General features: G+C 37.3%; 22 protein-coding genes. 20 read left to right on the plus strand and 2 right to left on the minus strand.

The genetic code is table 11. The features are described from left to right. Positions 1–227: 227 nt before the first annotated feature. The 16 genes from J4Q03_RS20400 to J4Q03_RS20475 all read left to right on the plus strand — a co-directional run bounded on the left by J4Q03_RS20400 (position 228) and on the right by J4Q03_RS20475 (position 17,210). The gene (locus J4Q03_RS20400) at positions 228–1,607 is read left to right on the plus strand and encodes a dipeptidase (RefSeq protein ID WP_426049954.1); all 1,380 of its coding nucleotides are present in this window, start codon (positions 228–230) and stop codon (positions 1,605–1,607) included. 139 nt (positions 1,608–1,746) lie between these two features. After that, positions 1,747–2,664, plus strand: a complete 918-nt coding sequence (locus tag J4Q03_RS20405) for a T9SS type A sorting domain-containing protein (RefSeq protein WP_426049955.1) — start codon at positions 1,747–1,749, stop codon at positions 2,662–2,664. A gap of 108 nt (positions 2,665–2,772) precedes the next feature. Then, positions 2,773–3,693, plus strand: a complete 921-nt coding sequence (locus J4Q03_RS20410) for a T9SS type A sorting domain-containing protein (RefSeq protein WP_426049956.1) — start codon at positions 2,773–2,775, stop codon at positions 3,691–3,693. A gap of 79 nt (positions 3,694–3,772) precedes the next feature. Next, positions 3,773–4,477 (plus strand): SDR family oxidoreductase, encoded by a 705-nt coding sequence (locus tag J4Q03_RS20415; protein ID WP_426049957.1) that lies wholly within the window; start codon positions 3,773–3,775, stop codon positions 4,475–4,477. 152 nt (positions 4,478–4,629) lie between these two features. Further along, entirely contained in the window at positions 4,630–5,376 is a 747-nt protein-coding gene (locus J4Q03_RS20420; protein WP_426049958.1) for an electron transfer flavoprotein subunit beta/FixA family protein, read from the plus strand. A 103-nt stretch (positions 5,377–5,479) separates the two neighbouring features. Continuing rightward, positions 5,480–6,427, plus strand: coding sequence for an electron transfer flavoprotein subunit alpha/FixB family protein (locus tag J4Q03_RS20425; RefSeq protein WP_426049959.1), 948 nt, complete (start codon positions 5,480–5,482; stop codon positions 6,425–6,427). A gap of 167 nt (positions 6,428–6,594) precedes the next feature. Further along, positions 6,595–7,194 carry a bifunctional nuclease family protein gene (locus J4Q03_RS20430; protein ID WP_426049960.1) on the plus strand — a complete coding sequence of 200 codons (600 nt, stop codon included), beginning with the start codon at positions 6,595–6,597 and terminating at the stop codon, positions 7,192–7,194. A 21-nt stretch (positions 7,195–7,215) separates the two neighbouring features. Continuing rightward, positions 7,216–8,598 (plus strand): nucleoside permease, encoded by a 1,383-nt coding sequence (locus J4Q03_RS20435; protein WP_426049961.1) that lies wholly within the window; start codon positions 7,216–7,218, stop codon positions 8,596–8,598. Between the two features lie 436 nt (positions 8,599–9,034). Further along, complete coding sequence (locus J4Q03_RS20440; protein ID WP_426049962.1) at positions 9,035–9,439, plus strand: hypothetical protein; 405 nt, start codon at positions 9,035–9,037, stop codon at positions 9,437–9,439. Then, positions 9,436–9,849, plus strand: coding sequence for a hypothetical protein (locus tag J4Q03_RS20445; RefSeq protein ID WP_426049963.1), 414 nt, complete (start codon positions 9,436–9,438; stop codon positions 9,847–9,849). Before J4Q03_RS20440 ends, J4Q03_RS20445 begins: the two co-directional genes overlap by 4 nt. Before the next feature lie 56 nt (positions 9,850–9,905). Next, positions 9,906–11,084, plus strand: a complete 1,179-nt coding sequence (locus J4Q03_RS20450; protein WP_426049964.1) for an acetyl-CoA C-acyltransferase — start codon at positions 9,906–9,908, stop codon at positions 11,082–11,084. 106 nt (positions 11,085–11,190) lie between these two features. Continuing rightward, positions 11,191–12,681, plus strand: a complete 1,491-nt coding sequence (locus J4Q03_RS20455; RefSeq protein ID WP_426049965.1) for an MFS transporter — start codon at positions 11,191–11,193, stop codon at positions 12,679–12,681. A 207-nt stretch (positions 12,682–12,888) separates the two neighbouring features. Beyond that, on the plus strand, positions 12,889–13,815 hold the full coding sequence (locus J4Q03_RS20460; RefSeq protein ID WP_426049966.1) for a mevalonate kinase family protein: 927 nt from the start codon (positions 12,889–12,891) through the stop codon (positions 13,813–13,815). Between the two features lie 10 nt (positions 13,816–13,825). After that, a complete protein-coding gene (locus J4Q03_RS20465) occupies positions 13,826–14,755 on the plus strand; it encodes a UbiA family prenyltransferase (RefSeq protein WP_426049967.1) in 930 nt (309 codons plus the stop codon). Positions 14,756–14,818: 63 nt separating this feature from the next. After that, entirely contained in the window at positions 14,819–15,985 is a 1,167-nt protein-coding gene (locus tag J4Q03_RS20470) for a proline dehydrogenase family protein (RefSeq protein WP_426049968.1), read from the plus strand. A gap of 205 nt (positions 15,986–16,190) precedes the next feature. After that, the gene (locus J4Q03_RS20475) at positions 16,191–17,210 is read left to right on the plus strand and encodes a T9SS type A sorting domain-containing protein (RefSeq protein WP_426049969.1); all 1,020 of its coding nucleotides are present in this window, start codon (positions 16,191–16,193) and stop codon (positions 17,208–17,210) included. A 51-nt stretch (positions 17,211–17,261) separates the two neighbouring features. On the opposite strand, the gene J4Q03_RS20480 is transcribed toward J4Q03_RS20475, so the two are convergent. Then, complete coding sequence (locus J4Q03_RS20480) at positions 17,262–17,798, minus strand: helix-turn-helix transcriptional regulator (protein WP_426049970.1); 537 nt, start codon at positions 17,796–17,798, stop codon at positions 17,262–17,264. 828 nt (positions 17,799–18,626) lie between these two features. Here J4Q03_RS20480 and J4Q03_RS20485 point away from each other — a divergent pair. Further along, entirely contained in the window at positions 18,627–19,736 is a 1,110-nt protein-coding gene (locus J4Q03_RS20485; RefSeq protein WP_426049971.1) for a M14 family zinc carboxypeptidase, read from the plus strand. A 159-nt stretch (positions 19,737–19,895) separates the two neighbouring features. On the opposite strand, the gene J4Q03_RS20490 is transcribed toward J4Q03_RS20485, so the two are convergent. Beyond that, positions 19,896–20,405, minus strand: a complete 510-nt coding sequence (locus J4Q03_RS20490) for a DUF4920 domain-containing protein (RefSeq protein ID WP_426049972.1) — start codon at positions 20,403–20,405, stop codon at positions 19,896–19,898. Between the two features lie 143 nt (positions 20,406–20,548). Between J4Q03_RS20490 and J4Q03_RS20495 the strand changes: the two genes are divergently transcribed. From J4Q03_RS20495 to J4Q03_RS20505, 3 genes are all read left to right on the plus strand, one after another. Continuing rightward, positions 20,549–21,964, plus strand: a complete 1,416-nt coding sequence (locus J4Q03_RS20495) for an APC family permease (RefSeq protein ID WP_426049973.1) — start codon at positions 20,549–20,551, stop codon at positions 21,962–21,964. Positions 21,965–22,125: 161 nt separating this feature from the next. Next, positions 22,126–22,566: a GPW/gp25 family protein gene (locus J4Q03_RS20500; RefSeq protein WP_426049974.1), complete on the plus strand. Its 441-nt coding sequence runs from the start codon at positions 22,126–22,128 to the stop codon at positions 22,564–22,566. A 24-nt stretch (positions 22,567–22,590) separates the two neighbouring features. After that, positions 22,591–24,474, plus strand: a complete 1,884-nt coding sequence (locus tag J4Q03_RS20505) for a type VI secretion system baseplate subunit TssF (RefSeq protein ID WP_426049975.1) — start codon at positions 22,591–22,593, stop codon at positions 24,472–24,474. Positions 24,475–24,500: the final 26 nt, after the last annotated feature.

The raw sequence follows: 24,500 nt of genomic DNA on the forward strand, positions 1-24,500 counted from the left end.
TTTTCTGTTTTTTGGGCGGCGGAAACGCCGCCCCCCAAAACTCAGAAAATGAGCTCAAACAAATGCTGCAATCGGGGCTGGGCTACAGCCGTTTCATCAATTGATCACCCAAAGTAATGCTGAGCCGACTTAAAAAATCCGCATTATGATAAACCTGAGGAAAATTATCTGTTTTTGTTTGCTCCTGCAGGCCATTTTTTTTACTTTTAACAAAATAAATTTTTAAAATGCAAGAGACATTAAATTACATTAACGAAAACAAGCAGCGTTTCGTGGATGAATTATTTGAGTTATTGAGAATTCCTTCTATTTCTGCAGATCCGGCCTATAAAAATGATGTATTGAAATGTGCAGATGTTGTTGCAGAATATCTTAAAAATGCAGGAGCTGACAATGTAGAAGTATGCAAAACCAACGGATATCCTATTGTTTTTGGAGAAAAACTTTTAGATAAAAATCTGCCAACCGTATTGGTATACGGGCATTATGATGTGCAGCCGGCAGATCCATTAGAGCTTTGGACAAAGCCACCTTTCGAGCCTTATATTGAAAAAACAGAACTTCATCCCGACGGAGCAATTTTTGCAAGAGGTTCAGCGGATGATAAGGGCCAGTTCTTTATGCACTTAAAGGCTTTTGAAGCAATGATGAAGACCAATACACTGCCCTGCAATGTAAAATTTATCTTAGAAGGTGAAGAAGAAGTAGGTTCTGTAAGCTTAGGAGATTTCGTTAACGAAAACAAAGAAAAGTTATCTTGCGACTGTATTTTAATTTCTGATACCCATATTTACAGCAACGAACAGCCAACTGTAACAACAGGTTTAAGAGGTTTGAGCTATGTGGAAGTTGAAGTGGAAGGACCCAACAGAGACCTTCATTCAGGATTGTACGGTGGAGCGGTTCCAAACCCGATTCATGTGCTTTCCAGAATGATCGCTAAACTGATTGATGAAGATGGACATATTACCATCGACGGATTCTATGACAATGTAGAAACTGTATCAGATGCCGAAAGAGCAGATATGAACAAACTGAAGGACAATCCTGAAGAATTCAAAAAGTCTATCGGTCTGAACGGAGTGGAAGGTGAAAAAAGCTATACAACGCTTGAAAGAACCTCTATCCGCCCCACTTTAGACTGTAACGGTATTTGGGGAGGATATACAGGAGAAGGGGCTAAAACAGTAATTCCTTCCAAAGCTTCTGCTAAAATCTCAATGCGTTTAGTTCCTTATCAGACACCTGAAGAGATCACAGAAAAATTCACAAAATATTTTGAAAAGATTGCTCCTGAGAATGTTAAAGTAAAAGTAACCCCTCACCACGGGGGAATGCCTTATGTTTTACCAAGTGATACTAAAGAGTTCTTAGCAGCTAAACAGGCGATGGAGACTGCATTTGGTAAAGAAGTTCTTCCGTATAGAAGTGGAGGCAGCATTCCGATCACGGCAATGTTTGAGAAAGTGTTGGGAGCCAAGTCTGTGCTAATGGGCTTTGGACTGGATTCAGATGCAATTCACTCACCGAATGAACATTACGGACTGTTTAATTTCTATAAAGGAATTGAAAGTATTCCGTTGTTCTTCGAAAATTATTCAAAATAATTAAATATTTTATAATCATATTTAGTAAAGCGTTCCAAAGTCGGAGCGCTTTACGTTTTTTTATGGTAATATCCCTATCAAATGATATTTTTTTAGTTAATCTATGTGATTATTTTTAGTTCAGCCTAAAATAATTACTATGAAAAAAAACTACTCTGTCGCATTCTGCTTGTTTTCAGTGTTTTCCTTTGCACAGCAGATGATCTCGTTTGAAAATTCAGATGGGTTCTATACCGGAAATATCCATGGTCAGGGAACCTGGATCAGCACACCAACAGGTGATATGCCACCTAATGTGCTCAATCAGATCATTTCTACAGATAATGCATCAAACGGAATTAATTCTTTGAAAATTGTTAAAGAAAACACATACGGAACCCAGTCTATTCCCATCATCGGCGCATTTGATAATCTTCCCATATTGCTCCCTTACAACAGTTTTACGGTTTCTTTCGATATCAATATGTCCCAGCTTAACGGATCCATCTTCAGCTTTCAGGGAGTGAGTAGTGCTGACGAAAAATACGTTTTCAGACTTGATTTTGACAATACCGGAGCCGTTAAAATCCTGAAAATGCTTTCAGGTATGCCCGTTATGGAATCTGTCCCGGGAGCATGGCAGCCGAATGTATGGTATCAGATCACGGTTATCGGTACTCCCACAGATATTAAATATTTCCTGAACGGAACTTTGATCTGTACAGGAATTGCAGCCGAATCCATAGATATAAACCAGCTGCGTTTCGTACACGATAATGCGGATGGGACAGCTTATATTGATAATCTTAAAGTCTACAGTGAAATTCTGTTATCTGCAGCAAACAACAGCATTAATAAAACAACAGTTCAGATATACCCTAATCCTGCATCAGATTTCATTAAGATCAATTCTTCCGGCAAAATAAAGGGTATTGAAATCTATGATATGACAGGGAAGAAAATGGATTTCAGCCTGGAAAATGATACAATAGACGTAAGTAATCTCTCTGCCGGTACTTATTTAATCAATATTAAAACTGAAAACGGTAATTTCTCTGAGAAATTTATCAAGAAATAAATGAAGTTTTTTCATTATTTTATCCCTTAATGGTGATTTTTTGTTGTTATTTATTTTTATTTTAGACTAAATGTTCTATATTTGCTCAAACTAATAATAAAAAATATCATGAAGAAACTTTACATTATTGCAATTTCTCTATTTTCAGTATTGTCATTCGCACAACAAACAATATCTTTTGAAACAAGCGAAGGTTTTACAGCAGGAAATATTAATGGACAACAAGGTTGGATTTCGACAGCTACAGGAGGAATACCTCCAAATATTACAAGCCAGATTGTTTCAAGTGAGTTGGCGAGTCAAGGATCGAACAGTCTTAAGATAACAGTAGATCCAGCTTTTGGACCTCAGCAAAGTCCTGTTATGGGAGGCTTCTATACTTTTCCAGCAGCATTAACCTATAATAATTTTACACTTTCATTTGATGTAAGACTAACAGAACAGACTGCAAATAGTTCAGATTTTGTTTTCAGAACAGTTAGTACTGCAGGAACAGGAAGTATTGTCACTTATATTAATTTTGCCTATAATGGTAAAATTATGCTGGTTAACGCAGGCTCAACAACTTTGGTTGATACAAATAAAACTTGGGTAGCGAATGCTTGGGCGAGAGTAAAAATAGTTTCCACATCTACAGGAATTCAGTATTATGTCAATAATGTTTTAATTTATACAGGGCAGCCTTACGTTCAAAGTAATATTAATAGAATGGATTTTGTTCATGATAATTATTCCGGAACTGGCTATATAGATAACATTAAAGTAAATAACGAATCGGTTTTATCTACACAGGAAGCTATAGCAAGTACTGAGAATATATCAGTATATCCGAACCCAACAACTGATTATATTAATATTAAAACATCTGCAAAAATCAAAAATGTTGAAGTTTATGAAATTTCAGGAAAAAGAATTAATATTAAACTAGAAGGAAATAAGGTTGATGTTAAAAATCTGGGAAGCGGAACTTATTTATTAAATGTAGAAACTGAAGGAAGAAACTACACTAAACAATTCATCAAAAAATAATACCTGATAAATCTTAGTCCATATAAAACACTCCAATTGGAGTGTTTTTGTTATTTTAGAGCATTAAAATTAAATAAATATGCCAGAAAATAAAGTAGCTTATATAACCGGAGGAACCAAAGGAATAGGTTTCGGAATAGCCAGAATATTACTGGAAAACGGTATTTCAGTAGCATTTTCAGGACGTAAAAGAGATGACGTGGAAAAAGCGGAAGAAGATCTTAAGAAATATGCACAGAATGTTTTAGGAATCGTTTCAGATGTAAGAAGCCTTGAAAGTGAAAAAGAAGCTGTAAAATACATTATTGAAACATTTGGTAGACTGGATTTTGTAATTGCCAATGCAGGATTGGGAATATTCAAACCTGTAGATGAACTGACTGCCGAAGAGTGGAATGATATGATAGAAACCAATCTGACGGGCGTTTTCTATACCTTAAAAGCTTCTGTAGAAGAACTAAAAAAGACAGAAGGTTATTACATCACAGTTTCGAGCCTGGCAGGTGCCAATTTCTTTGAAAACGGAACAGGCTATAATGCTTCTAAATTTGGAGTCGTAGGATTTACTCAGGCTGCAATGATTGATCTGAGAAAATACAATATCAAATCTACGGTTATCATGCCGGGATCAGTGGCCACAAATTTTAACGGAAATGTTCCCTCAGAAAAAGACAGCTGGAAGATCCAGCCCGAAGATATGGGGAATCTCGTCCTCGATATTTTAAAGATGAATCCACGTGTTCTGCCCAGTAAAATAGAGTTTAGGGCAACAAAACCAGCCTAGTTAATGCATTTAATGTATTGAATAGTAAAAAAATAAGTATTATGCATGCATAATATATTTTTTAATTATATTAGCAACGTAAAATATAACAAAATCTCAGCATAAAACACTAAGGTTTTTATGCGCAAAAGGGAAAAAATAAAATAGTACACATGAAAATATTAGTTTGTATCAGTAGTGTTCCGGATACTACTTCCAAGATTAACTTTACGGCAGATAAATCTGCTTTCGACAAAAATGGAATTCAGTGGGTAATCAATCCTTTAGATGAATTTGCGTTGACAAAAGCAGTTAAACTTCAGGAATCTCAGGGTGCAACTGTAACAGTGATCAACGTAGGAGATGCTGCTACAGAACCAGTGATCAGAAAAGCATTAGCTATTGGTGCCAATGATGCGGTGAGAGTAAACCTTGATCCTAAAGACAGCTATTCTACAGCAAAAGAAATTGCCGCTGTAGCTCAAAATGGCGGATATGACCTTATCCTTTGCGGAAAAGAATCTATTGATTACAATGGAGGTTCAGTACCGGGAATGGTCGCTCAGTTGTTAAATCAGCCTTTCGTAAATGCATCTGTAGGTTTAGACGTAAACGGAAGCGAAGCTACTGCTGTAAGAGAAATTGAAGGCGGAAAAGAAACTATATCAGTAAAATTACCTGCCGTAATCGCAGGACAAAAAGGATTGGTAGATGAAAAAGATCTTATCATCCCGAATATGAGAGGGATTATGTCTGCAAGAACGAAGCCTTTACAGGTGGTAGAACCTTCTTCTTCTGAGGTGAAAGTTCAGGGAGTAACTTATGACAGCGTGCCGCCGAGAGCTGCTGTGAAAATGGTGTCTCCTGACAATTTGGATGAATTGGTAAGATTACTTCACGAAGAAGCTAAAGTAATCTAAAAATTTAAAAGAGAGAAGCTGAAACAGGGACGTATGTTGAGCCCTGGTCTGATTTCCAATCTTTTAATCCTTAAATTTTTTAATCTTTAAATTTTAAAAAAAAATGGCAGTATTCGTATACGCAGAAAATATAAATGGAGTTTACAAGAAAGCAGCTTTTGAAGCAGTTTCTTATGCTAAAGCAGTTGCAGACCAGGCGGGAGATACCGTTACGGCAATTTCTGTAAACCCTACAGATTCTTCAGATTTATTGTACAAATATGGAGCATCAAACGTTATCAATGTAAAAGACGAAGGTCTTAAAAGCTTTTCAGCAAAGGCATTCGCTCAGGCTGTAAGTGAAGTGGCAGACGGAAACACTATTGTTTTTCCTCATACTACAGACGCTTCTTCTATCGCTCCTATGCTTGCGGTAATGAAGAACTATTCTTTAATTACCAATGTACTGGAGGCTCCTGAAAGTCTTTCTCCGTTCCAGGTGAAAAGAAAAGCTTTCTCAGGAAAAGGGTTTATGCATGCAAAAGCTGAAGGAAATGGTGTGATCATCACAGTGTCTCAAAATGCTTTCGGTGTAAAAGAAAGTTCAGTTTCAGGCTCAGAAGAAGTTAAAAATCTTTCAGTAGCCAACGAAGATACTAAAGTAATCTCTCATGAGCAGAGTTCAGGGAAATTAGACCTTAAAGAAGCTGAAGTAGTGGTTTCTGCAGGAAGAGGGATGAAAGGTCCTGAAAACTGGGGAATGATCGAAGATCTTGCTAATGTTCTTGGCGCTGCTACAGCATGTTCCAAGCCTGTTTCTGATATCGGGTGGAGACCTCACACAGAACACGTAGGACAGACGGGTAAAGCAATTTCACCTAATCTTTATATTGCAGTAGGTATTTCCGGAGCTATTCAGCATTTAGCCGGGGTAAACTCTTCTAAAACCATCGTAGTCATTAATAATGATGCTGAAGCACCATTCTTTAAGTCTGCGGATTATGGAGTAGTGGGAGATGCATTCCAGATTATCCCTGCATTAACTGAGAAGATCAAAGCAATAAAAGGATAAAAAGAATCAGTGGATTTACTCCGCAGGTCAATAGTAAATTTTAAAATTGACACGAAGTAATTCACGATTTACAATTCACATAAAAAATAAAAGTTCGGGCTTTCCGGGCTTTTATTTTTGCGTAAAAAACTGAAATCACAATAAAAAATTAATCTATATTTGTAGCTATGGATTATAAGCAGCTAATTATTCGCGGAATATCGTACAGCCAGACCCAATCGGGGGCTTACGCTTTGTTATTGGAACATGAAGAAACACATATAAAATTACCTGTTGTTATAGGAAATTTCGAGGCTCAGTCTATTTCGCTGGGACTGGAAAAAGACATCCATCCACCCCGTCCGCTTACCCATGATTTATTCACAAAATTTATAGTTTCTGCCCATTATGAATTGGTTTCAGTGATTATTTACCAAATCGTAGACGGCGTATTTTTTTCTAATATCAATTTCAAAAATAAAGCTAATAACGAAGAGATGATCCTTGATGCAAGAACTTCTGATGCGGTAGCCATGGCCGTAAGATTCGATGCTCCCATTTTTACCACGCAGCAGGTTCTTAATGAGGCCGGAATTCTTCTTGAACTCGAAGATGTTTCAAAAGAGGAACAGCCGTTCTCCGAAACCGAGCAGTCTGAAGATAATTTAAAAGCTGTATCTATGGAAGAGCTTCAGAAATTATTAGATGAAGCTGTAAAAGAAGAAGATTTCGATACCGCTTTGGAAATTCAGGAAGAAATTAAAAGGAGGAAAAAGAAAATTGATTAAAAGAGACACTTATACTAAACTATGAATTTAAAATTACGACTTACCATCCTCAGCTTTCTCCAGTTTTTCGTTTGGGGAGCATGGCTGATTACGATGGCTAATTTTTGGTTCGGTACAAAACACTGGGACGGAACCCAGTTTGGAGCCGTTTTCGGAACCATGGGAATAGCTTCTATTTTTATGCCGACCATTACCGGAATTATTGCCGACCGCTGGGTAAATGCAGAACGTATATTTTCTGTACTCCATATCCTTTATGGTGTTATCCTTTTTATACTGCCTCATTCCGCAGATCCTAATTCTTTCTTTTGGCTGATGCTTCTGGCGATGTGTTTCTATATGCCTACCATTGCCCTCGCGAATTCTATTTCTTACACCATCCTGAAGAACAGTAATCTGGATGTCGTGAGAGACTTTCCGCCTATCCGGGTGTGGGGGACCATAGGGTTTATTGTAGCCATGTGGATTACCAATCTTACGGGAAACAAGGCTACAGAAGGACAGTTTTACATCGGTGGAGCTATTGCTGTATTTTTAGGCATCTATGCTCTGACCTTACCCAAATGCCCGCCTCAGAAACTGATCGATAAAAACGCTCCGTTATCTGAGCAATTAGGCCTTAATGCATTTAAGCTTTTCGGAAGCTATAAAATGGCTTTGTTCTTTTTGTTTTCAATGCTTTTGGGGGCAGCACTTCAGCTGACTAATGCTTACGGAGATGTATTCTTAAGTGAATTCTCACATTTTCCAAAATATGCAGACTCATTTGTAGTACAGAGATCTACGATTATCATGTCGATTTCGCAGGTTTCGGAAACCTTATTTATTCTGGCAATTCCTTTCTTTCTGAGGAAATTTGGAATCAAAAAAGTAATGTTGATGTCTATGCTGGCCTGGGTACTTAGATTCGGGTTCTTTGCTTACGGCGTTCCGGACGGATTCGGGCTCTCACTGATCATTTTTTCATGCATCGTATACGGAATGGCATTTGACTTCTTCAATATTTCCGGTTCTCTTTTCGTAGAAACAACGACCGATAAAAAGATAAGATCATCTGCTCAGGGATTATTTATGATGATGACCAATGGTTTTGGTGCTCTTTTCGGAAGCTATATTGCAGGATGGGCTATCGATAAATTTTTCACGCACAGGTTTACGAATGTTTCAGATCTATCCGCCTATCTGGATACGACAGCTGATAATCCTACTTTCTTACAGATTCTTAAGAACAGTTTCAATTCAGCTGTAAATGCTGACGGAACACTTTCATCTGTAGTGATGGTGAAAGACTGGCAGAATATATGGCTTTCATTTGCAATCTATGCTTTGATCCTTGCTATTTTCTTTGCTGTTTTATTCAGACATAAACATAATCCGGAAGAAGTTTCTTCAGTGAAGCATTAATTCTACTGAACTGATTTTTAAAATATTAAATTGCACTTTTGAGAGAAAGTGCAATTTTTTTTATTTTCGGGCAACCTTTGTAATCATAGTTAGAACACAATGCGTGGAATGAATTTCTGTTGGTTAAAAATAGAACCAATTTAATCGGTGGAAAATTCTGAATCAGTTATGGAGGGCTTAAAGTATTTGTTCAGAAAGATTTTACACCCGTATTCAATGACAGTGCTCTTCTGAAGAATAAATATGGTGTTCGGATCGGTATAGAATTTGTAAATGTTATTTTCTAATTTAATATTATAATTGGCTTTTTGTTAAATATAATGTAATTTAAATTAGTTTTTATTGATACTAACAAATGTTTGTAAAGGAATCAACCGTTTTTAAAACACACTGTCTAAAAGTGTGTTTTTTTTTGTATTTTGGCACTTTAGTAAATATGAAAAATATTCAGTTATTAGGATTATTATTAGTGGTGGCAGGCAGTTTTCTGCCTCTTGTTCATGTTCCCGTAATCGGAAACTGGAACTACTGGAAACTGGATCATTATCTGGCTATTGCATGCTGGATCTTTGCTGCATGTGCAGTTTTTGGTATTGTGAACAACAGTGCGAAAGTAGTAAGATTTTTTGGCGTCCTGCTGATTTTGTTATTTGCATTTACACTGGTTGCAGTTAAGATGCAGTCTCTGGAATACTTCAGCTTTCTGCCGTTTAAATCATGGAGAGAAGCTTTTGCAGGAGTTGTAAAGCTGAAATGGGGTTGGATAGCAGAATTTTTAGGCGCTTTCCTTATGATTTTCGCTGTAGGAAATAAAAAAGTAAATAAACGGACACAGATATGAAGCATTTAAAAATAGGATCAGCAGCTTTATTGATGTTGATATTTTCACAGGTTAAATCTCAAAAGACAGCATTTGACAAACCGGACCAGCCGGCTAAATGTAAAAACATAAGAGAAGGAAAATTCCTTCGCCCGAATTATCCCGAGGGAATTTGGTATATGACCATTAAGGATAATATTCAGACCGAATATTTAAATAATGGTAAAGATTTTATAAAATCTACGTTGGTTTTTGTGGACGACTGTAATTATAAAGCAATTGTTCTGGATATGACAGCCAATGATAACCGTATCCATATAGGAGATGTTTTCAGCAATAAAATTGTAGAAACTCAGGACAACGCACTGAAGGTACATACCAAAGTTGAAAACAGCCAGTATGAGCTTATTTATATAAAAGCAAAAAAATAAAAGAGTATAATGCAGCCGGGAAGGCAGCATTTGTAAAAAAAGTAAATATAATACACATGAAAGAAGTATTCATCGTTTCCGCAGTAAGAACACCTATCGGGAGTTTTATGGGAAGCCTTTCAACGGTTCCTGCTACAAAGCTGGGGTCTGCTGCTGTAAAGGGAGCATTAAATAAAATCGGTCTTGATCCTAAAAATGTTCAGGAGATCTATATGGGAAATGTACTGCAGGCAGGAGAAGGCCAGGCACCGGCCCGTCAGGTGGCTTTGGGTGCTGGGCTGTCTATTGAGACGCCTTCCACTACAGTAAATAAGGTATGTGCTTCAGGAATGAAAGCAGTAACTATGGCGGCGCAGGCTATCAAAGCAGGTGATGCTGAAGTCATTGTTGCCGGAGGTATGGAGAATATGTCATTGGTACCACATTACTATAATGCAAGAGTGGCCACTAAATTAGGTGATATCAAAATGCAGGACGGAATGGTACTGGATGGCCTTACGGATGTGTACGGAAAAGTGCATATGGGAGTTTGTGCAGAAAAATGCGCTGTAGATTACAGTATTTCAAGAGAAGATCAGGATAATTTTGCCATAGAATCTTATAAAAGATCTGCAAAAGCGTGGAGCGAAGGAAAATTTGCTGAAGAAGTGGTTCCTGTTGAAATCCCTCAAAGAAAAGGAGATCCGGTAATTTTTGCTGAAGATGAAGAGTATAAAGCTGTGAATTTTGACAGACTTCCTACGCTTCCTACAGTGTTCAAAAAAGAGAACGGAACGGTAACGGCAGCTAATGCATCTACATTAAATGACGGAGCTTCTGCTTTGATCCTTGTTTCTAAGGAAAAAATGGAGGAACTTGGCCTAAAGCCTTTAGCTAAGATTATTTCTTATGCTGATGCTGCTCAGGAGCCTGAAAACTTTACCACTGCCCCTGCAAAAGCACTGCCGATTGCTCTTAAAAAAGCAGGTCTGGAGATTTCGGATATTGATTTCTTTGAATTCAACGAAGCATTCTCTGTAGTAGGTCTTGCCAACAATAAGATCTTAGGACTGGATGCATCCAAAGTAAACGTAAACGGTGGAGCAGTAGCTATTGGACATCCACTGGGAAGTTCAGGATCCAGAATCATCGTAACACTGATCAATGTATTGAAGCAGAATAATGCAAAATACGGTGCTGCAGCTATCTGCAACGGTGGTGGAGGAGCTTCTGCTATCGTGATTGAAAATATATAATATTCTCTCGAAGAATATTTTACCATTAAGGAATCGATAATTTTTCTAAATTCTAATCGATTTCTTAATGGTTTTTCTATTTTTGTGCTACTAATATTTATTTGAAATGTCTGAAATTGAGAATCAACAGCCTCAAAACATAAAGAATAATCCAAGGATTATGAAAGCCTGGGCTGTATATGACTGGGCGAATTCTGTTTACTCATTGGTTATTACCTCCACTATTTTCCCTATTTACTATTCCATACTCACAACTGCTTATGAGAAAAAGGAGTATGTGGAAGAAACAAAATCATGGATTGATGTTCCGGTGAGGCACATGATAAAGATTTTCGGAAAAGAATACCAGCCGGATGCCGTGTATGGATATTCATTGACCATATCATTTTTTATTGTAGTGCTGCTGTCCCCATTCCTGTCTTCATTAGCAGATACGATCGGGAATAAAAAATCTTTTCTGCAGTTTTTCTGTTATCTTGGGGCAACTTCATGTATGGGGTTGGCTATGTTTACAGGAATGCATAATGTATTTTTAGGGCTTCTATTCAGTATTACGGCGAGTGTCGGGTTTTGGGGAAGTTTGGTGTTCTACAACTCCTTCCTGCCGGATATTGCAACCCGGGATAAACAGGATGCGCTGTCTGCAAGAGGATACGTGTATGGATATCTTGGTTCTGTAGTTCTTGTCGTGATCTGCCTGGTGCTGATTCAGGTTTTTGCAAAAGGAGCCGCGCAGCAGCTGTTATTTACAAGAATAAGCTTCCTGTTGACCGGTGCGTGGTGGTTTGGTTTTTCCCAGTATACATTTAAACATCTTCCTCAGTTTGGAGACGTTAAAGAAAAGCTGCCTAAAGACCTTGTCCTTTTAAACTATAAGAATATCTTTAAAAAACATGAAGAGCAGGGTGGTTTCTTTGAAGTTCTTAAAGACAATATGAGCTTTTATAAAGACATTGCCAAAGAAAGTTTCCATGAGCTTTTCAAAGTGGGTGGAGTATTGTTTAAAGATAAGAACCTGAAATTCTTCCTTTCCAGTTTCTTCTTTTACAGTGTCGGGATGCAGACCATTTTCCTCATGGCTACATTATTTGGAAAAAGTGAAATCAATCTGGCTCAGGATAAACTGATCGGAACCCTTTTGGTTATCCAGATCGAAGCGATCATCGGGGCAGTTATATTCTCCAGATTATCGAGAAAAATAGGAAACAGAAACGTGATTTCTATTGCCATCGTACTTTGGATTGTTGCGTGTCTTTGGGCATACTTCCTGAACAAAGAAAATCCTACGGTAGAATATCAGTTCTATGGAGTAGCTGCAGTGGTAGGATTGGTAATGGGAGGGCTTCAGGCCATGTCCAGGTCTACCTATTCAAAGCTTCTTCCTGAAGACTCTATGGAAAATACCACATATTTCAGCTTCTATGATGTATTGGAGAAAATAGCGATCATTATCGGAACGTTTATTTTTGCAACACTGATTGAGCATTTTAATAATATGCGTATTGCAGCACTGTCCATGACTTTATTTTTTGCAACAGGACTTGTCCTGATCCGCTTCCTTAAAGTCAATATGCGGAAAGACAGAGATACTTTATAACAACTGTCAATAAAATTCATTAAGAAACTAATCATAAAAAAGCCTGGTCATTCAGGCTTTTTGCTGTATACTGATGAATGCTCTTGCGCTTTTATAGTGATAAAATCTAATAAAAACGGTTTCTGCTTAAATAAATTGGAATTCGGCTTGAGTTTTGCTTATATTCAGCGGAATAATTTTAACTTTGCAAAAAGATTTATTGTCAAGATGACGAACCCTCTATTTTATGCAAAAATAATTCTCTTTGGAGAATATGGGATGATTGAAGACTCCCAGGGGCTTGTAGTACCTTACAGTTTCTATAAGGGAGCCCTGAAGTTCTCGGATTTGAGTTCTGAATTTGAACTGAAATCGAACAAACATCTGCAGAAATATTCTGATTTCCTTGCAACGCTTGACCTTTCTGATGATTTTAAATTGGATATCGAAAGCTTTAAAAGTGATATTGAATCCGGACTTTTCTTCGATTCTAATATTCCCCAGGGATACGGAGTAGGAAGTTCAGGAGCTTTGGTAGCTGCTATTTTTGAAAAATATGCGCTCAATAAGTTGGATCCTGAACAGATCTCAAAAGATAATCTGAAAAAATTAAAAACCGTTTTTGGAGAAATGGAAAGCTATTTCCATGGTAAAAGTTCAGGAATGGACCCTCTGATCTGTTATATGAACCTGCCGATCCTTATCGAGAATAAAGAAAACCTGGACAGGGTTTCTATCCCGGAAGGTGAAGCTGGAAAAGGAGCGATATTCCTTATCGACAGCGGTATTACAGGAGAAACCGGGCCTATGATACAGATTTTCTTTGAAAAAATGAAAACGGAAGGTTTCCGGAAAACATTAAAAGAAGAATTCATCCGTTACAACAACGCATGCATTGAATCTTTCCTTAAAAAAGACATGAATCCTTTCTTCAGAAACCTGAAAAAGCTTTCCCATTGGGCATATGAACACTTCCGTCCGATGATTCCTGAAAGTATTTTCAACATCTGGAAAAAAGGACTGGACTCTAATGCTTATTATCTGAAACTTTGCGGAAGCGGAGGTGGCGGATATATTCTGGGCTTCACCAAAGACTACGCAAAAGCAGAAAAAATGCTTGAAGGCTTCCAAAAAGAAGTGATTTATAGATTTTAAACAGGCTGGAATGAATTCTGAAAAAGAAACTTTCCAGTCTAAAAACTATATCTCTAAATCTCTATTTTACAGATTCTCACAATTCGTGGGTTTTCTGATCGGTGCCCGTTTTTTTGTGGCAGCACTCCTTACCTTTGCCCTGTATGTATCTACTTTTTTCCTCTTCAACCAGGATGAGACATTCAGCAAATTTGTCTTCGATTTTAAAGTACACGGCATTATTTTCTGTACCGTTATAACCATTCTGGCCGGCGGAATCATCAACCAGTTTTATGATTTGGAAAAAGATCATGTGGTAAAACCGTTCCGGACCAGAATTCAAAGTTTTATCAAACAGAAATATTTTTTATATGCTTATCTGGCCCTGACTGCTATTTCTCTTGGGGTAGCATGGATGATTTCCCATAAGGTTTTTGTCTTTTTTCTGGTCTACCAGTTTTTTATGTGGTTTTACAGTCATAAGTTAAGCAGGTTACTGATCATTAACAATCTTACTTTCGTAAGCCTTACATTATATCCCTTTTTTGGAATGATGGTGTACTATGAAACCTTTTCCAAGAAGGTGCTGCTGATGGCTATTTTTCTTTTTCTGATCCTTCTGTGTATCGATATTGTGAAAGATATGCTCACGAAAAGCGTTGACAAAGCATTTGGATATACAACCATTCCAAACTATTTTAATAATAAAAATTCCCAGATCATTATTATTTCCCTGCTGATTACCACCATGGCTGTTTCTATGAAACTGATCACCAAAACAGGTATATCAGGTTTTATGGCGTATTACTTTACGGGTGGGATGTTTGTAATGATCTTCTGTATTTACCTTCTGCTTCAATCGACCAGGAAAAGTAAATTCCTCACGCTCAATCTATTAAGGTTCTGGGTTTTTGTAGGAATCATCGCTATGCTTTTGAATGGAATTGAAAGTAAATTGTAGAAAATTTTCTTTAAATAAACTGAGGTTATTATTACCTTTGCAAAACTAAATTTAATAAAAAGGATGCCCATTTTTAACGATACTAAAGTAGCATTTGCAGACAAGTCTGATGCACAATTGAGAAAGGCGTACTGGATGTTTAAAATGATTGAACAGCCTGCTCTTACCAGTCTTGGAACTTCTGTTCTTAATTTTACGGTACACAATAATTTTCCTTTCGTAACCGGGATTGTAAAAAGCACTTTGTTTGAACAGTTCTGTGGTGGCGAAACCCGTGAAGAAAGCATGAAGGCGGTAAAACAGCTTTTCAAAAGAGGAGTGGGAAGTATTTTCGATTACTCTATTGAAGGTAAAGAAGATGAGGAAACCTTTGATGCAGTTTGCAAGGAGATCAAAGATATCATTAGATTTTCCGTGGGAAATCCTGCTATTCCTTTTATTGTATTTAAACCCACTGCTTTTGGAAGAATTGATCTTTATGAAGCAGTAGGAAGTGGTGCTGAGCTTACTTCAAGTCAGAAAGAAGAATGGGAAAGAGTTGTAAGAAGATTTGATGAGGTATGCAGTCTTTGCCATGAGAATGACAAAAAAGTAATGATAGATGCTGAAGAAACCTGGATGCAGGATGCAGCAGACCACCTTTGTGAAAACATGATGGAGAAATACAACCGGGAAAAGCCAATCGTATGGAATACCATTCAGATGTACAGAACCGGAAGACTGGAGTATATGGAAGCTCATCTTCAGAGAGCCAGAGAAAAGAATTATTTCATAGGATATAAGATCGTTCGTGGCGCCTACATGGAAAAGGAAAGGGCAAGAGCCGAAGAAAAAGGATATCCGGATCCTATCCAGCCGAATAAGGAGGCTTCGGATAAGAATTACAATGCCGGAATTGATTTTGTAATGAATCATTTGGATAAGGTATCTGCATTCTTTGGAACTCATAACGAAATTTCATCCGAACTGGTTATGGATAAAATGAAAGCCAGATCTCTTGAGAACGGAAACCCTCATATCTATTTTGGACAGCTTTACGGAATGAGTGATAATATCACCTTCTATCTTTCAGATAAAGGCTATAATGTGGCTAAATATCTTCCGTACGGTCCTGTGAAGGATGTAGTGCCGTATCTTACAAGAAGAGCAAGAGAAAACACTTCTGTAGCCGGGCAGACCGGAAGAGAATTGGGACTGATCAAGAAAGAACTGGAAAGAAGGAAGAAATAATAATATTTTATAAAATTACAGAAGCCCTGCAGAAAACTGCTGGGCTTTTTAGTTTTGATATATTCATGTTTTAAAAGCAATATTCCATATCGTAATATTGTTTATAATAATTAATATATGTTGATTATTAGATATTTATATTTAGTTTTTATTGTCATGTTTATTATTATTGTTTATATTTGATTAAACTATTAAAACCTGACCCATGAAAAAAACATTACTTATTACTGCCTTTATGGCGGCTAACTTTGCCACAGCACAGACCTACAATAATGGAGGTTTAAGTACTGGAGCTACTTCTAAAAGCGGCACAGCAGCACCTGCCGGATACACCTGGTCTGAAGTTCAGAATAATACTGGGAATACTACAGAATCAAACGGAACTTCCGGATTTGGGGGAATGTATAGTTCGGCAGCATCTAATTTATTTATTGCAGATGACTTTACAATTCCGGCAGGGGCATCATGGCAGATTACCAGTATCGATTTTTTTGCTTATCAGACAAGTTATATGGGAACGACTTCTCCGTTTAATACGGTACGAGTAAATATATTTAGCTCTGATCCTTCTGTAGCAGGTGCTGTAAGTGTTTTTGGGAATGATACTGCCAACAGATTCACGAGCAGCGTAGATGCCAATATGTACAGAATATTTAACAGTGCAGTACCGAATTCAGTATCTGTGCCGGGCACAGCAAGAAGGATATGGAAAGTTTCTGCTACTACGCCTGTTACCTTAAGTGCAGGTACCTACTGGATAAAATATCAACTGCAAAATGTAGTGACCGCGAGCGCTGGTTTTTTACCTTCTGTTACAATACCCGGAAGCAGAGGGCTTGCTGCTTTTAATGCGAAACAAAATGATGCGATTGCAGGAACATGGATTCCATTAGTAGATACGGGAAACCCGGCGACTGCACCGGATTATACTGTAGATATGCCGTTTATCATTAATTTTACTTCAACAACTTTAGGAACAAATGAAGCAATGCAGTACGATAATAGAATTCAGGTATATCCAAATCCGGTAAAAGATAATTTTAAAATCAATAATCCTGAAAAAATTAAAATCAGCAGCGTAGAAATAATCGGCCTTTCAGGAAAACATATAAGAACTTTAAATGGAGCTGAAGAATATAATGTTTCAGATCTCCCGAAAGGAAATTATATTTTGAAAATAAAAAACAGCGAACTTACAAAAGTTACAAAACTTATAAAGCAATAGCTTAGTTTTCTTCAAATATTTTTGACCTGATCATTAACCTGATCAGGTTTTTTATGGCTCAAAACTTTCGAATTTTCCGTTTTCGTAGAACAGAACGATCCTTTTTATTTTATTTTCCTGATTTCCAATGACTTGGTTTAATATTTTATCATTGGAATTTTCTAATCGCTGAGAATCGGATATGTTTTCCAATGATCTATAAGGGGGCGGTATAAACGATTCTCGCGGGCTCTCTTTTAGAACATCCGTTTCTTCCTCTGTTCCGAAATCTTCATCATCTTTCATCATCGTAAACAAGTCGGGTAGCGGAGTAGGTTTTCCTTTTTCGTCTTCCGGTTTTTCTTCTGAAGTAGATTGAACATCCGGTAATTCGGATTTCAGCATCTCACCTTCACCTGTAACCAGCCAGTCCCAAAGTATTTCCGGGAAGCTCGACTTTATCTTTATAATAAATTCCAGAGAAGGCTTGTTTCTTCCGGAAGTGATATGCGAAATGGAAGAACGCTGTACATCGATCTCATCTGCAAACTCAGAAGGACTGAGATTGGAATACTCTATAACTTTGGAAATTCTTTCGTTTAAACTCATAAAAATAAGTTATTAATTACTTTACAAATGTAAATGATTTAATTTACATAACCAAATTACAAAAGTAAACGAAGTTGAGTTTTGTAAATATACAGATGTAAATTAATATAAGATGTTTAAAAACAATGTTTTACATATCCCAATACTATCTTATAAGGCGATTTAATAAAGTAAACTTAACTTTTATGTCTCCTTAAGCTCTTATTCCAATTTACTGTTAAGCATCTTGAATTGATATTCATAATTTAAACCCGGTATTTATATAGTATCTGATTATAAGCATTTTAAAAATTTAAACTCCCAGATTATGGTGAACGAATGCTACATTTTAATTTGGCACTGAAGATAACTTATTTGCTGTGTACAAAAGTAAATTTTTATATATAATACTGTAAGTGAGTGGTTTAAATAATATTTATTTACAAATAAATCCCATAATTGACTAAAATTTTTTCGGTTTATGGTAATGATTTTATTGAGGTCTAAATTTTGATGAATTTTGCTTACTAAATGAAGAAAATCAACTATTTACATTTGTATATAGGTGTAACGAGTAAAGTTTTCCACATCCGTATCGTTTAATAATATTATGCCTATTGTCCGATAAATACAGAATTATCCACTTAAAGTAACCTTTCAAATATAATTTATATAAATATTGTAACTTATTGATATTGTTGTACTTGATTATTTACATTTATATTATACACAATTAACAATTTTATCCACAGACAAAATGACAGTTGAGGTTGTTTAACTAAGTTACAAATGTTAACCATGTTTTTATGTCTAAAATTCATTAAATTTGACTCTTGTAAATTATTTAGAATGAATTTTGAACAGCTCTATTCTCCGAACCCTAATTTCTCAAACCGCTATATTTCCCCTGAAAAATTATTTTCTTACTTACAGACTAATCTCAGCGATTATGTTCAGGAGATTGGAAGATCATATTTAGATAAACCTATTTATCAGTTAAGCATAGGAACAGGAACAGTTAATGTTCTCGCATGGTCACAGATGCACGGAAATGAATCCAATGCCAGCCATGCCATGCTAGACCTTCTTGAGGTTTTGGATAAAGCTCCGGAAATGAAAGAAGATCTTTTCACTAAGATCAGGCTGGATTTTATTTTTATGCTCAATCCTGACGGATCAGAAAGATGGACAAGGCTTAATGCTGCAGATATTGATCTGAACAGAGACTTTCATAATGAGTCGAGTAAGGAAATTAAATTCCTTAAAAAAGCCGTTGCCTCAAAAAAGTATGATTATGCATTAAATCTGCATGAACAGAGAACTATTTTTACTACAGACGGAATACACCCGGCAACACTTTCCTTTTTGGCACCTTCCGAAAATGAAGAACGTACCATCACTGATAACAGGAAAAAATGCATGGCAGTAATTGGAAGAATTTACGATCACCTAAAAGAATTAATTCCGAATCAGATCGGCAGATATTCTGATGAGTTTTATCCCACCTCTACAGGCGATAATTTCATTAAGGCAGGAATGCCGACTATTTTGTTTGAGGGCGGACATTTCGTAGATGACTATACAAGAAAGGGAACCAGGAAATACTATACGGTTGCTTTATATTATGCATTAAAAGCAATCAGTGAACTGAATTCGGATACAGAAGGATGGGAGAAATATCTTGAAATTCCCGAAAACCAGGAGACCCATTATGATATTATTTACAGAAATGTAAAACTGAATACAGATCATGAATGCATTCTGGATGTTGCAGTTCAGTACCGCGAAATTATGGAAGAAGGAAAGGATGAAATATCATTTGTACCTTTTGTGATGGAAGTGGGAGATGTGAAAAAAAGAAAAGGCTGGCTGGAGATAGACTGTACAGGAAAGAAATTTGTAGCCGCTACCAAATATCCGAAACTGGATGCACCTGCAGAATTTACAATAGAAGATTAAACCCCCATTTTATAGGATCATTTTTTTGATTCAGAAATTTTAGTTTAGTTTAAAAGAAAATGCTATCCGCCAGATCTTCGCAATCTGCGGGAGCATAAAAACAAAACGTCCTCAAAAAGTATTACTTTCTGAGGACGTTTTTGTTATATAATGAATTAATTAGTTGACCACTTTAATACCATTGGCTACAAACCTGATCTCTTCTTTAGGGGTTGTGATGGCATCAATTTCAGCCTGAGGTTTCTTGGCATCTTCAGCATAATGCTTCTGTTCGTCTACTGAAGTTACTTTTCTTTCTGCAGTACCTTCCAATACAACATTTTTACCTTTTAAAGCTGTTGGAACAAAGAATGCATAATCTTTCATTTTTACGAAAAACTGAGAATTGTCTTCAGTCTGGATGGTAAGCCAGCATCCTTTTTTCTCGCATACATCAGTTACCTTTCCTTTAACGGCAACGCCTTCCACTTTTTTATTGTCTTTCTTAAGCTTTTTGCTCAGTTTATCTACTGTGATGGCTTTAGATTCTGAAGTTACTCCAGCTCCGTATGCATCACCTGCAATAGCGTTTCCTGCCGGCGGTCCAGACTTTTTCTGTGATGTCTCCTGTGCAAAAGCTAAAGTAGAAACACTTACAGCTGCTGCCAATAATATAGCCTTGAATTTCATTTTTAATATTTTTTCCAAAAGTACTAATTAAAATTGAATAACAATTCGATAAAAACTTGATAAAAAGCAGGTGGTGCAGTAAATTTTAAACAAATATGAAAATCAATGTCAGATTTGTTTATATTTGATGCCTATACTTGACTATGCAGAAAAAACTGAAACTTTGGGACGCCATTATGCTGGTAATGGGATCTATGATTGGAAGCGGAATTTTTATTGTAAGTGCCGATATGATGCGGAACCTGGGATCCGGTTTCTGGCTGATCATAGTTTGGATCATTACCGGAGTGATGACTGTAGCGGCAGCAATCAGCTATGGAGAACTTTCAGCGCTGTTTCCAAAAGCAGGCGGGCAGTACACTTATCTCAAAGAGATCTTTGGGAAAAAGATGGGATTTCTATACGGCTGGGGTCTGTTTACGGTAATCCAGACGGGAACGATTGCTGCAGTAGCAATGGCTTTCGGTAAATTTACAGCTTATCTGGTTCCGTCATTGAATGATGCAGCCCCTATTTTCCAGAGCGGAGAGTTCAAAATCACGTGGATACAGATTCTGGCAATAGCCGTTATTCTTTTACTTACTTATATTAATACAAGAGGCGTACAGAGCGGAAAGCTGCTTCAGAATGTATTTACAGGGTCAAAGATCATTGCTTTACTGGGCTTAATTGCTGTTGGATTTATTTTAGTTGATTTTTCGCATTTAGCTGAAAATTTCAGTCTGGGTTTTGATTCATTCAATAATCTTAAAAAAGATATAAGCGGTAATTTTCTTAAAGAAGGCTGGGAGCCGATTGGTGGAATGACCCTGCTTGGAGGTATTGCAGCAGCCATGGTAGGATCTGTTTTCAGTTCGGTAGCCTGGGAAAGCGTAACATTCGTTTCCGGGGAAGTGGAAAATCCGAAGAAAAATATTGTTAAATCCATGATCTATGGAACTTCTGCAGTCATGATCCTTTATCTGGCGGTCAATTATGTATACCTGAATGCTTTAGACAGGGACAGTATTGCTTTTGCAGCCAATGACAGGGTTGCTGTGGCAGCCTCACAGAATATTTTCGGAAGTGCAGGGACCATTATTATTGCAGTTCTTGTAATGGTTTCTACGTTTGGATGCAACAATGGGCTGATTCTGGCTGGAGCCAGAGTATTTCAAACTATGGCAAAAGACGGAATGTTTTTTAAATCAGCAGAAAAGAACAACAAAAATGAAGTTCCGGAGAATGCTTTATGGATGCAGGGAATCTGGGCTTCGGTGTTATGCCTTAGCGGACAGTACGGTAACCTTCTGGACATGATCTCTTTTGTGATCGTTCTGTTCTATATGATTACAGTTTTTGGAGTTATTTATTTAAGATTTAAAAAGCCGGACCTTGAAAGGCCTTACAAAACCTGGCTTTATCCGGTAACGCCTATCATTTATCTTCTGATAGGGACAGGGTTTTGCGTACTTCTTCTGATCTACAAACAGCAGTATACGTGGCCCGGATTTTTAATGGTACTCCTGGGACTTCCGGTGTATTATTTCATTAACAGGAAAAAGCAGGCGGATCAATAGGATAAAATTAACCGTTTCTACCATATATCAGGGCTCCCAAATTCTTTTGGAAGCCCTTTTTTCAATGAGATTTTTGATTTCTTTTCTTATTTATTTCATGAAAATGTGTATTTTGGTAGTTCTTTTTAAACTAAACTATGAAGTAAAATAAGAAGCTGACTATGGACACACCAAATTACAGAATGCCTTTCGTGCCTTCAACGTTAATGACTGAAGGCGGAAGCATTGATATCTGCGACATGGGCGAAAGCATTGCTCACAATATCATGCTTCTGATCACCACCAAAAAAGGCGAAAACAGATATGATGACAATTATGGAAACGATGTTTGGAATCTGGAATTCGATAATGGAGTTACCAGTGCCGTTTGGGAAAGCGTTTTCATTAAAAGCCTCAGAAGGCAGATCCAGGAATATGAACCCCGCATCGTAAATCCGCAGGTTGATGCGCACATACAATTTGTAGAGCACAGCTACGATACCAAAGAACATACAGAGATCAAAAAGAAAGTAAGAATTGCCATCAATGCAAAAATGGAGGCAACAGGAGAGCGTTTCAGCTTTTCTACAGAATTATTTTTAAGCCCGATGTCTATTGACTAATTGTTTTTTAAAGCAGAAAAATTTATGAACTTAGATCAGAATATATATTCCAAAGAATCTGTAAAGGCAAGAATGCTTCAGAACGCCACCAAAGTGTGGGGACTGAAAAGTCCACAGTCTCTGGACCCTTTTGTAAAACTACTGATAGACGCATTCAGTACAGAAGTTTTTAAGGCCAATAACGAAATTCAGACCGTCAATGCAAGAATCCTTGAGAAACTAGCAAAACTTCTGACCCCATCCATTTATACCCATCCAATTCCTGCCCATGCGGTTGCTTTTACACTGCCTTACGAGTCTTCGGAAGTCCTTTTGGAGCACACTGAATTCTTTTTCCGCAAGCAGATGACATCAACGGTAAAGTCGGAATCAGATAAACAGCTTAATATTCCTTTTACACCCGTAGGTAATGTAAGAATCAATAAAATACAGACCGCAGTAATGTTTGTAGGAAATACCTGCTACAGTGTAGATGACAGACTGAATAAAATACCGGTAGCAAGATTTCAGGGAAAACCTGAAGACTATAGGAAGATTACAATAGGAATAGATGTAAGCAGATATGCCAGCGAAAATTTCCCTAAATATATCAGCGTATTCTGTTCCAATCCTGCCTTTGAGCATATAGATTTCGTCTACAAGCTTCTTCCTTATATTACTGTTACCAGCAATGGGAACCCTTTATTTGTAAGAGAAGGGCTGAGTTACCTTACGAACAGCCAGCAGGAAGGATATGAGCAGATGTTCAGAGAACAGTCGATCCGGAATAAGGCTATTGAAGATATCAAAAGTATATACCGTCATAAATTCATTGAAATTACAGGACTTTCGAGCAGCCTGTTTTCGGAGCCGGGAGTACTGCCGCAGAACCTTGACTTTCTTAACGGAAAAGAGGAGATCAGAAAGCAAATTGGAGACAAGCGCTATTTATGGCTTACTTTTGAATTCCCGCCACAGTTTTCTGCTGAGATATTAGATAATTTTTCATTTGTCATGAATGCTTTCCCTATTTACAACAGAGGCTGGAAGAAGACAGAATATAGTCTGGATATCATGGGAAACAATATACCCCTGGTTACAGATGAAGGCGAACATTTCCTGTATGTAGATGAAGTTCAGGACGGAGACGGAAGAAGATACACGGAGATTCCTTTTACCCCTGCAGATGATCTTAAAAAAGGTTTGTATACGGTAAGAAAAGGGGGAATGGAGCGTTTTACCAATAGAAATGCTGTAGATATGATCGCCAATGTTCTGGAGCTGACAAGAGATGAGATTGCAGCATTCTCACTTTTAAACAGGGATAATGTCAAAGGAGTGCTTAGCGAAATGTCAGACAAAATGAAGACCATGGTTCAGAAAGTGAACAATGCAAAAAGAAATATAAGACAGGAACTGAATTATGTTATCATGGAGCCTGTAGAAAAAACAGACCATACGTATGCCTCATTCTGGGTTACACATTGTACTCTGGCCAACCATATGCGTCCGGGAACAGAACTTTCCAATCAGCTGAAATCTCAGACCGTTGTTCTTCTCACAGAAACTATAGGCGGTTCCGAGGAGCAGAAAGGAACAGACAGTATTCAGGCTTACAGATATGCATTAACCACAAGAGACAAGATCATCTCCCTGGAAGATGTTAAAAATTACTGCAGAATGATCCTGAAAGATGAGGTAAAAGAAGTGCGGGTAAGAAGAGGAACTATGATCAGCAACCGCCCAAAGGAGGGTTTTGTAAGAACTGTTGAAATAGAGATCATTCCGCAGAATTATTCCTTCTACGGAAGGGCCTACTGGGAAAATATGGCCAATATCCTTAGAAACCAAATCATTTCAAAAGCAATTGACGGGATCGAATATGTAGTGAAAATAAGCAATGAAGACATCGATCTTGACGAAATATAATTACAACTAAACCTAAACTATAAAAA

This window comes from Chryseobacterium sp. NFX27 (genome assembly GCF_049887855.1).
GTDB lineage: Bacteria > Bacteroidota > Bacteroidia > Flavobacteriales > Weeksellaceae > Chryseobacterium.

Bases quoted from the DNA above. Each gene is read 5' to 3' on its own strand.
- J4Q03_RS20400 (WP_426049954.1), top strand. From the start codon at position 228: ATGCAAGAGACATTAAATTACATTAACGAAAACAAGCAGCGTTTCGTG.
- J4Q03_RS20405 (WP_426049955.1), top strand. From the start codon at position 1,747: ATGAAAAAAAACTACTCTGTCGCATTCTGCTTGTTTTCAGTGTTTTCC.
- J4Q03_RS20410 (WP_426049956.1), top strand. From the start codon at position 2,773: ATGAAGAAACTTTACATTATTGCAATTTCTCTATTTTCAGTATTGTCA.
- J4Q03_RS20415 (WP_426049957.1), top strand. From the start codon at position 3,773: ATGCCAGAAAATAAAGTAGCTTATATAACCGGAGGAACCAAAGGAATA.
- J4Q03_RS20420 (WP_426049958.1), top strand. From the start codon at position 4,630: ATGAAAATATTAGTTTGTATCAGTAGTGTTCCGGATACTACTTCCAAG.
- J4Q03_RS20425 (WP_426049959.1), top strand. From the start codon at position 5,480: ATGGCAGTATTCGTATACGCAGAAAATATAAATGGAGTTTACAAGAAA.
- J4Q03_RS20430 (WP_426049960.1), top strand. From the start codon at position 6,595: ATGGATTATAAGCAGCTAATTATTCGCGGAATATCGTACAGCCAGACC.
- J4Q03_RS20435 (WP_426049961.1), top strand. From the start codon at position 7,216: ATGAATTTAAAATTACGACTTACCATCCTCAGCTTTCTCCAGTTTTTC.
- J4Q03_RS20440 (WP_426049962.1), top strand. From the start codon at position 9,035: ATGAAAAATATTCAGTTATTAGGATTATTATTAGTGGTGGCAGGCAGT.
- J4Q03_RS20445 (WP_426049963.1), top strand. From the start codon at position 9,436: ATGAAGCATTTAAAAATAGGATCAGCAGCTTTATTGATGTTGATATTT.
- J4Q03_RS20450 (WP_426049964.1), top strand. From the start codon at position 9,906: ATGAAAGAAGTATTCATCGTTTCCGCAGTAAGAACACCTATCGGGAGT.
- J4Q03_RS20455 (WP_426049965.1), top strand. From the start codon at position 11,191: ATGTCTGAAATTGAGAATCAACAGCCTCAAAACATAAAGAATAATCCA.
- J4Q03_RS20460 (WP_426049966.1), top strand. From the start codon at position 12,889: ATGACGAACCCTCTATTTTATGCAAAAATAATTCTCTTTGGAGAATAT.
- J4Q03_RS20465 (WP_426049967.1), top strand. From the start codon at position 13,826: ATGAATTCTGAAAAAGAAACTTTCCAGTCTAAAAACTATATCTCTAAA.
- J4Q03_RS20470 (WP_426049968.1), top strand. From the start codon at position 14,819: ATGCCCATTTTTAACGATACTAAAGTAGCATTTGCAGACAAGTCTGAT.
- J4Q03_RS20475 (WP_426049969.1), top strand. From the start codon at position 16,191: ATGAAAAAAACATTACTTATTACTGCCTTTATGGCGGCTAACTTTGCC.
- J4Q03_RS20480 (WP_426049970.1), bottom strand. From the start codon at position 17,798: ATGAGTTTAAACGAAAGAATTTCCAAAGTTATAGAGTATTCCAATCTC.
- J4Q03_RS20485 (WP_426049971.1), top strand. From the start codon at position 18,627: ATGAATTTTGAACAGCTCTATTCTCCGAACCCTAATTTCTCAAACCGC.
- J4Q03_RS20490 (WP_426049972.1), bottom strand. From the start codon at position 20,405: ATGAAATTCAAGGCTATATTATTGGCAGCAGCTGTAAGTGTTTCTACT.
- J4Q03_RS20495 (WP_426049973.1), top strand. From the start codon at position 20,549: ATGCAGAAAAAACTGAAACTTTGGGACGCCATTATGCTGGTAATGGGA.
- J4Q03_RS20500 (WP_426049974.1), top strand. From the start codon at position 22,126: ATGGACACACCAAATTACAGAATGCCTTTCGTGCCTTCAACGTTAATG.
- J4Q03_RS20505 (WP_426049975.1), top strand. From the start codon at position 22,591: ATGAACTTAGATCAGAATATATATTCCAAAGAATCTGTAAAGGCAAGA.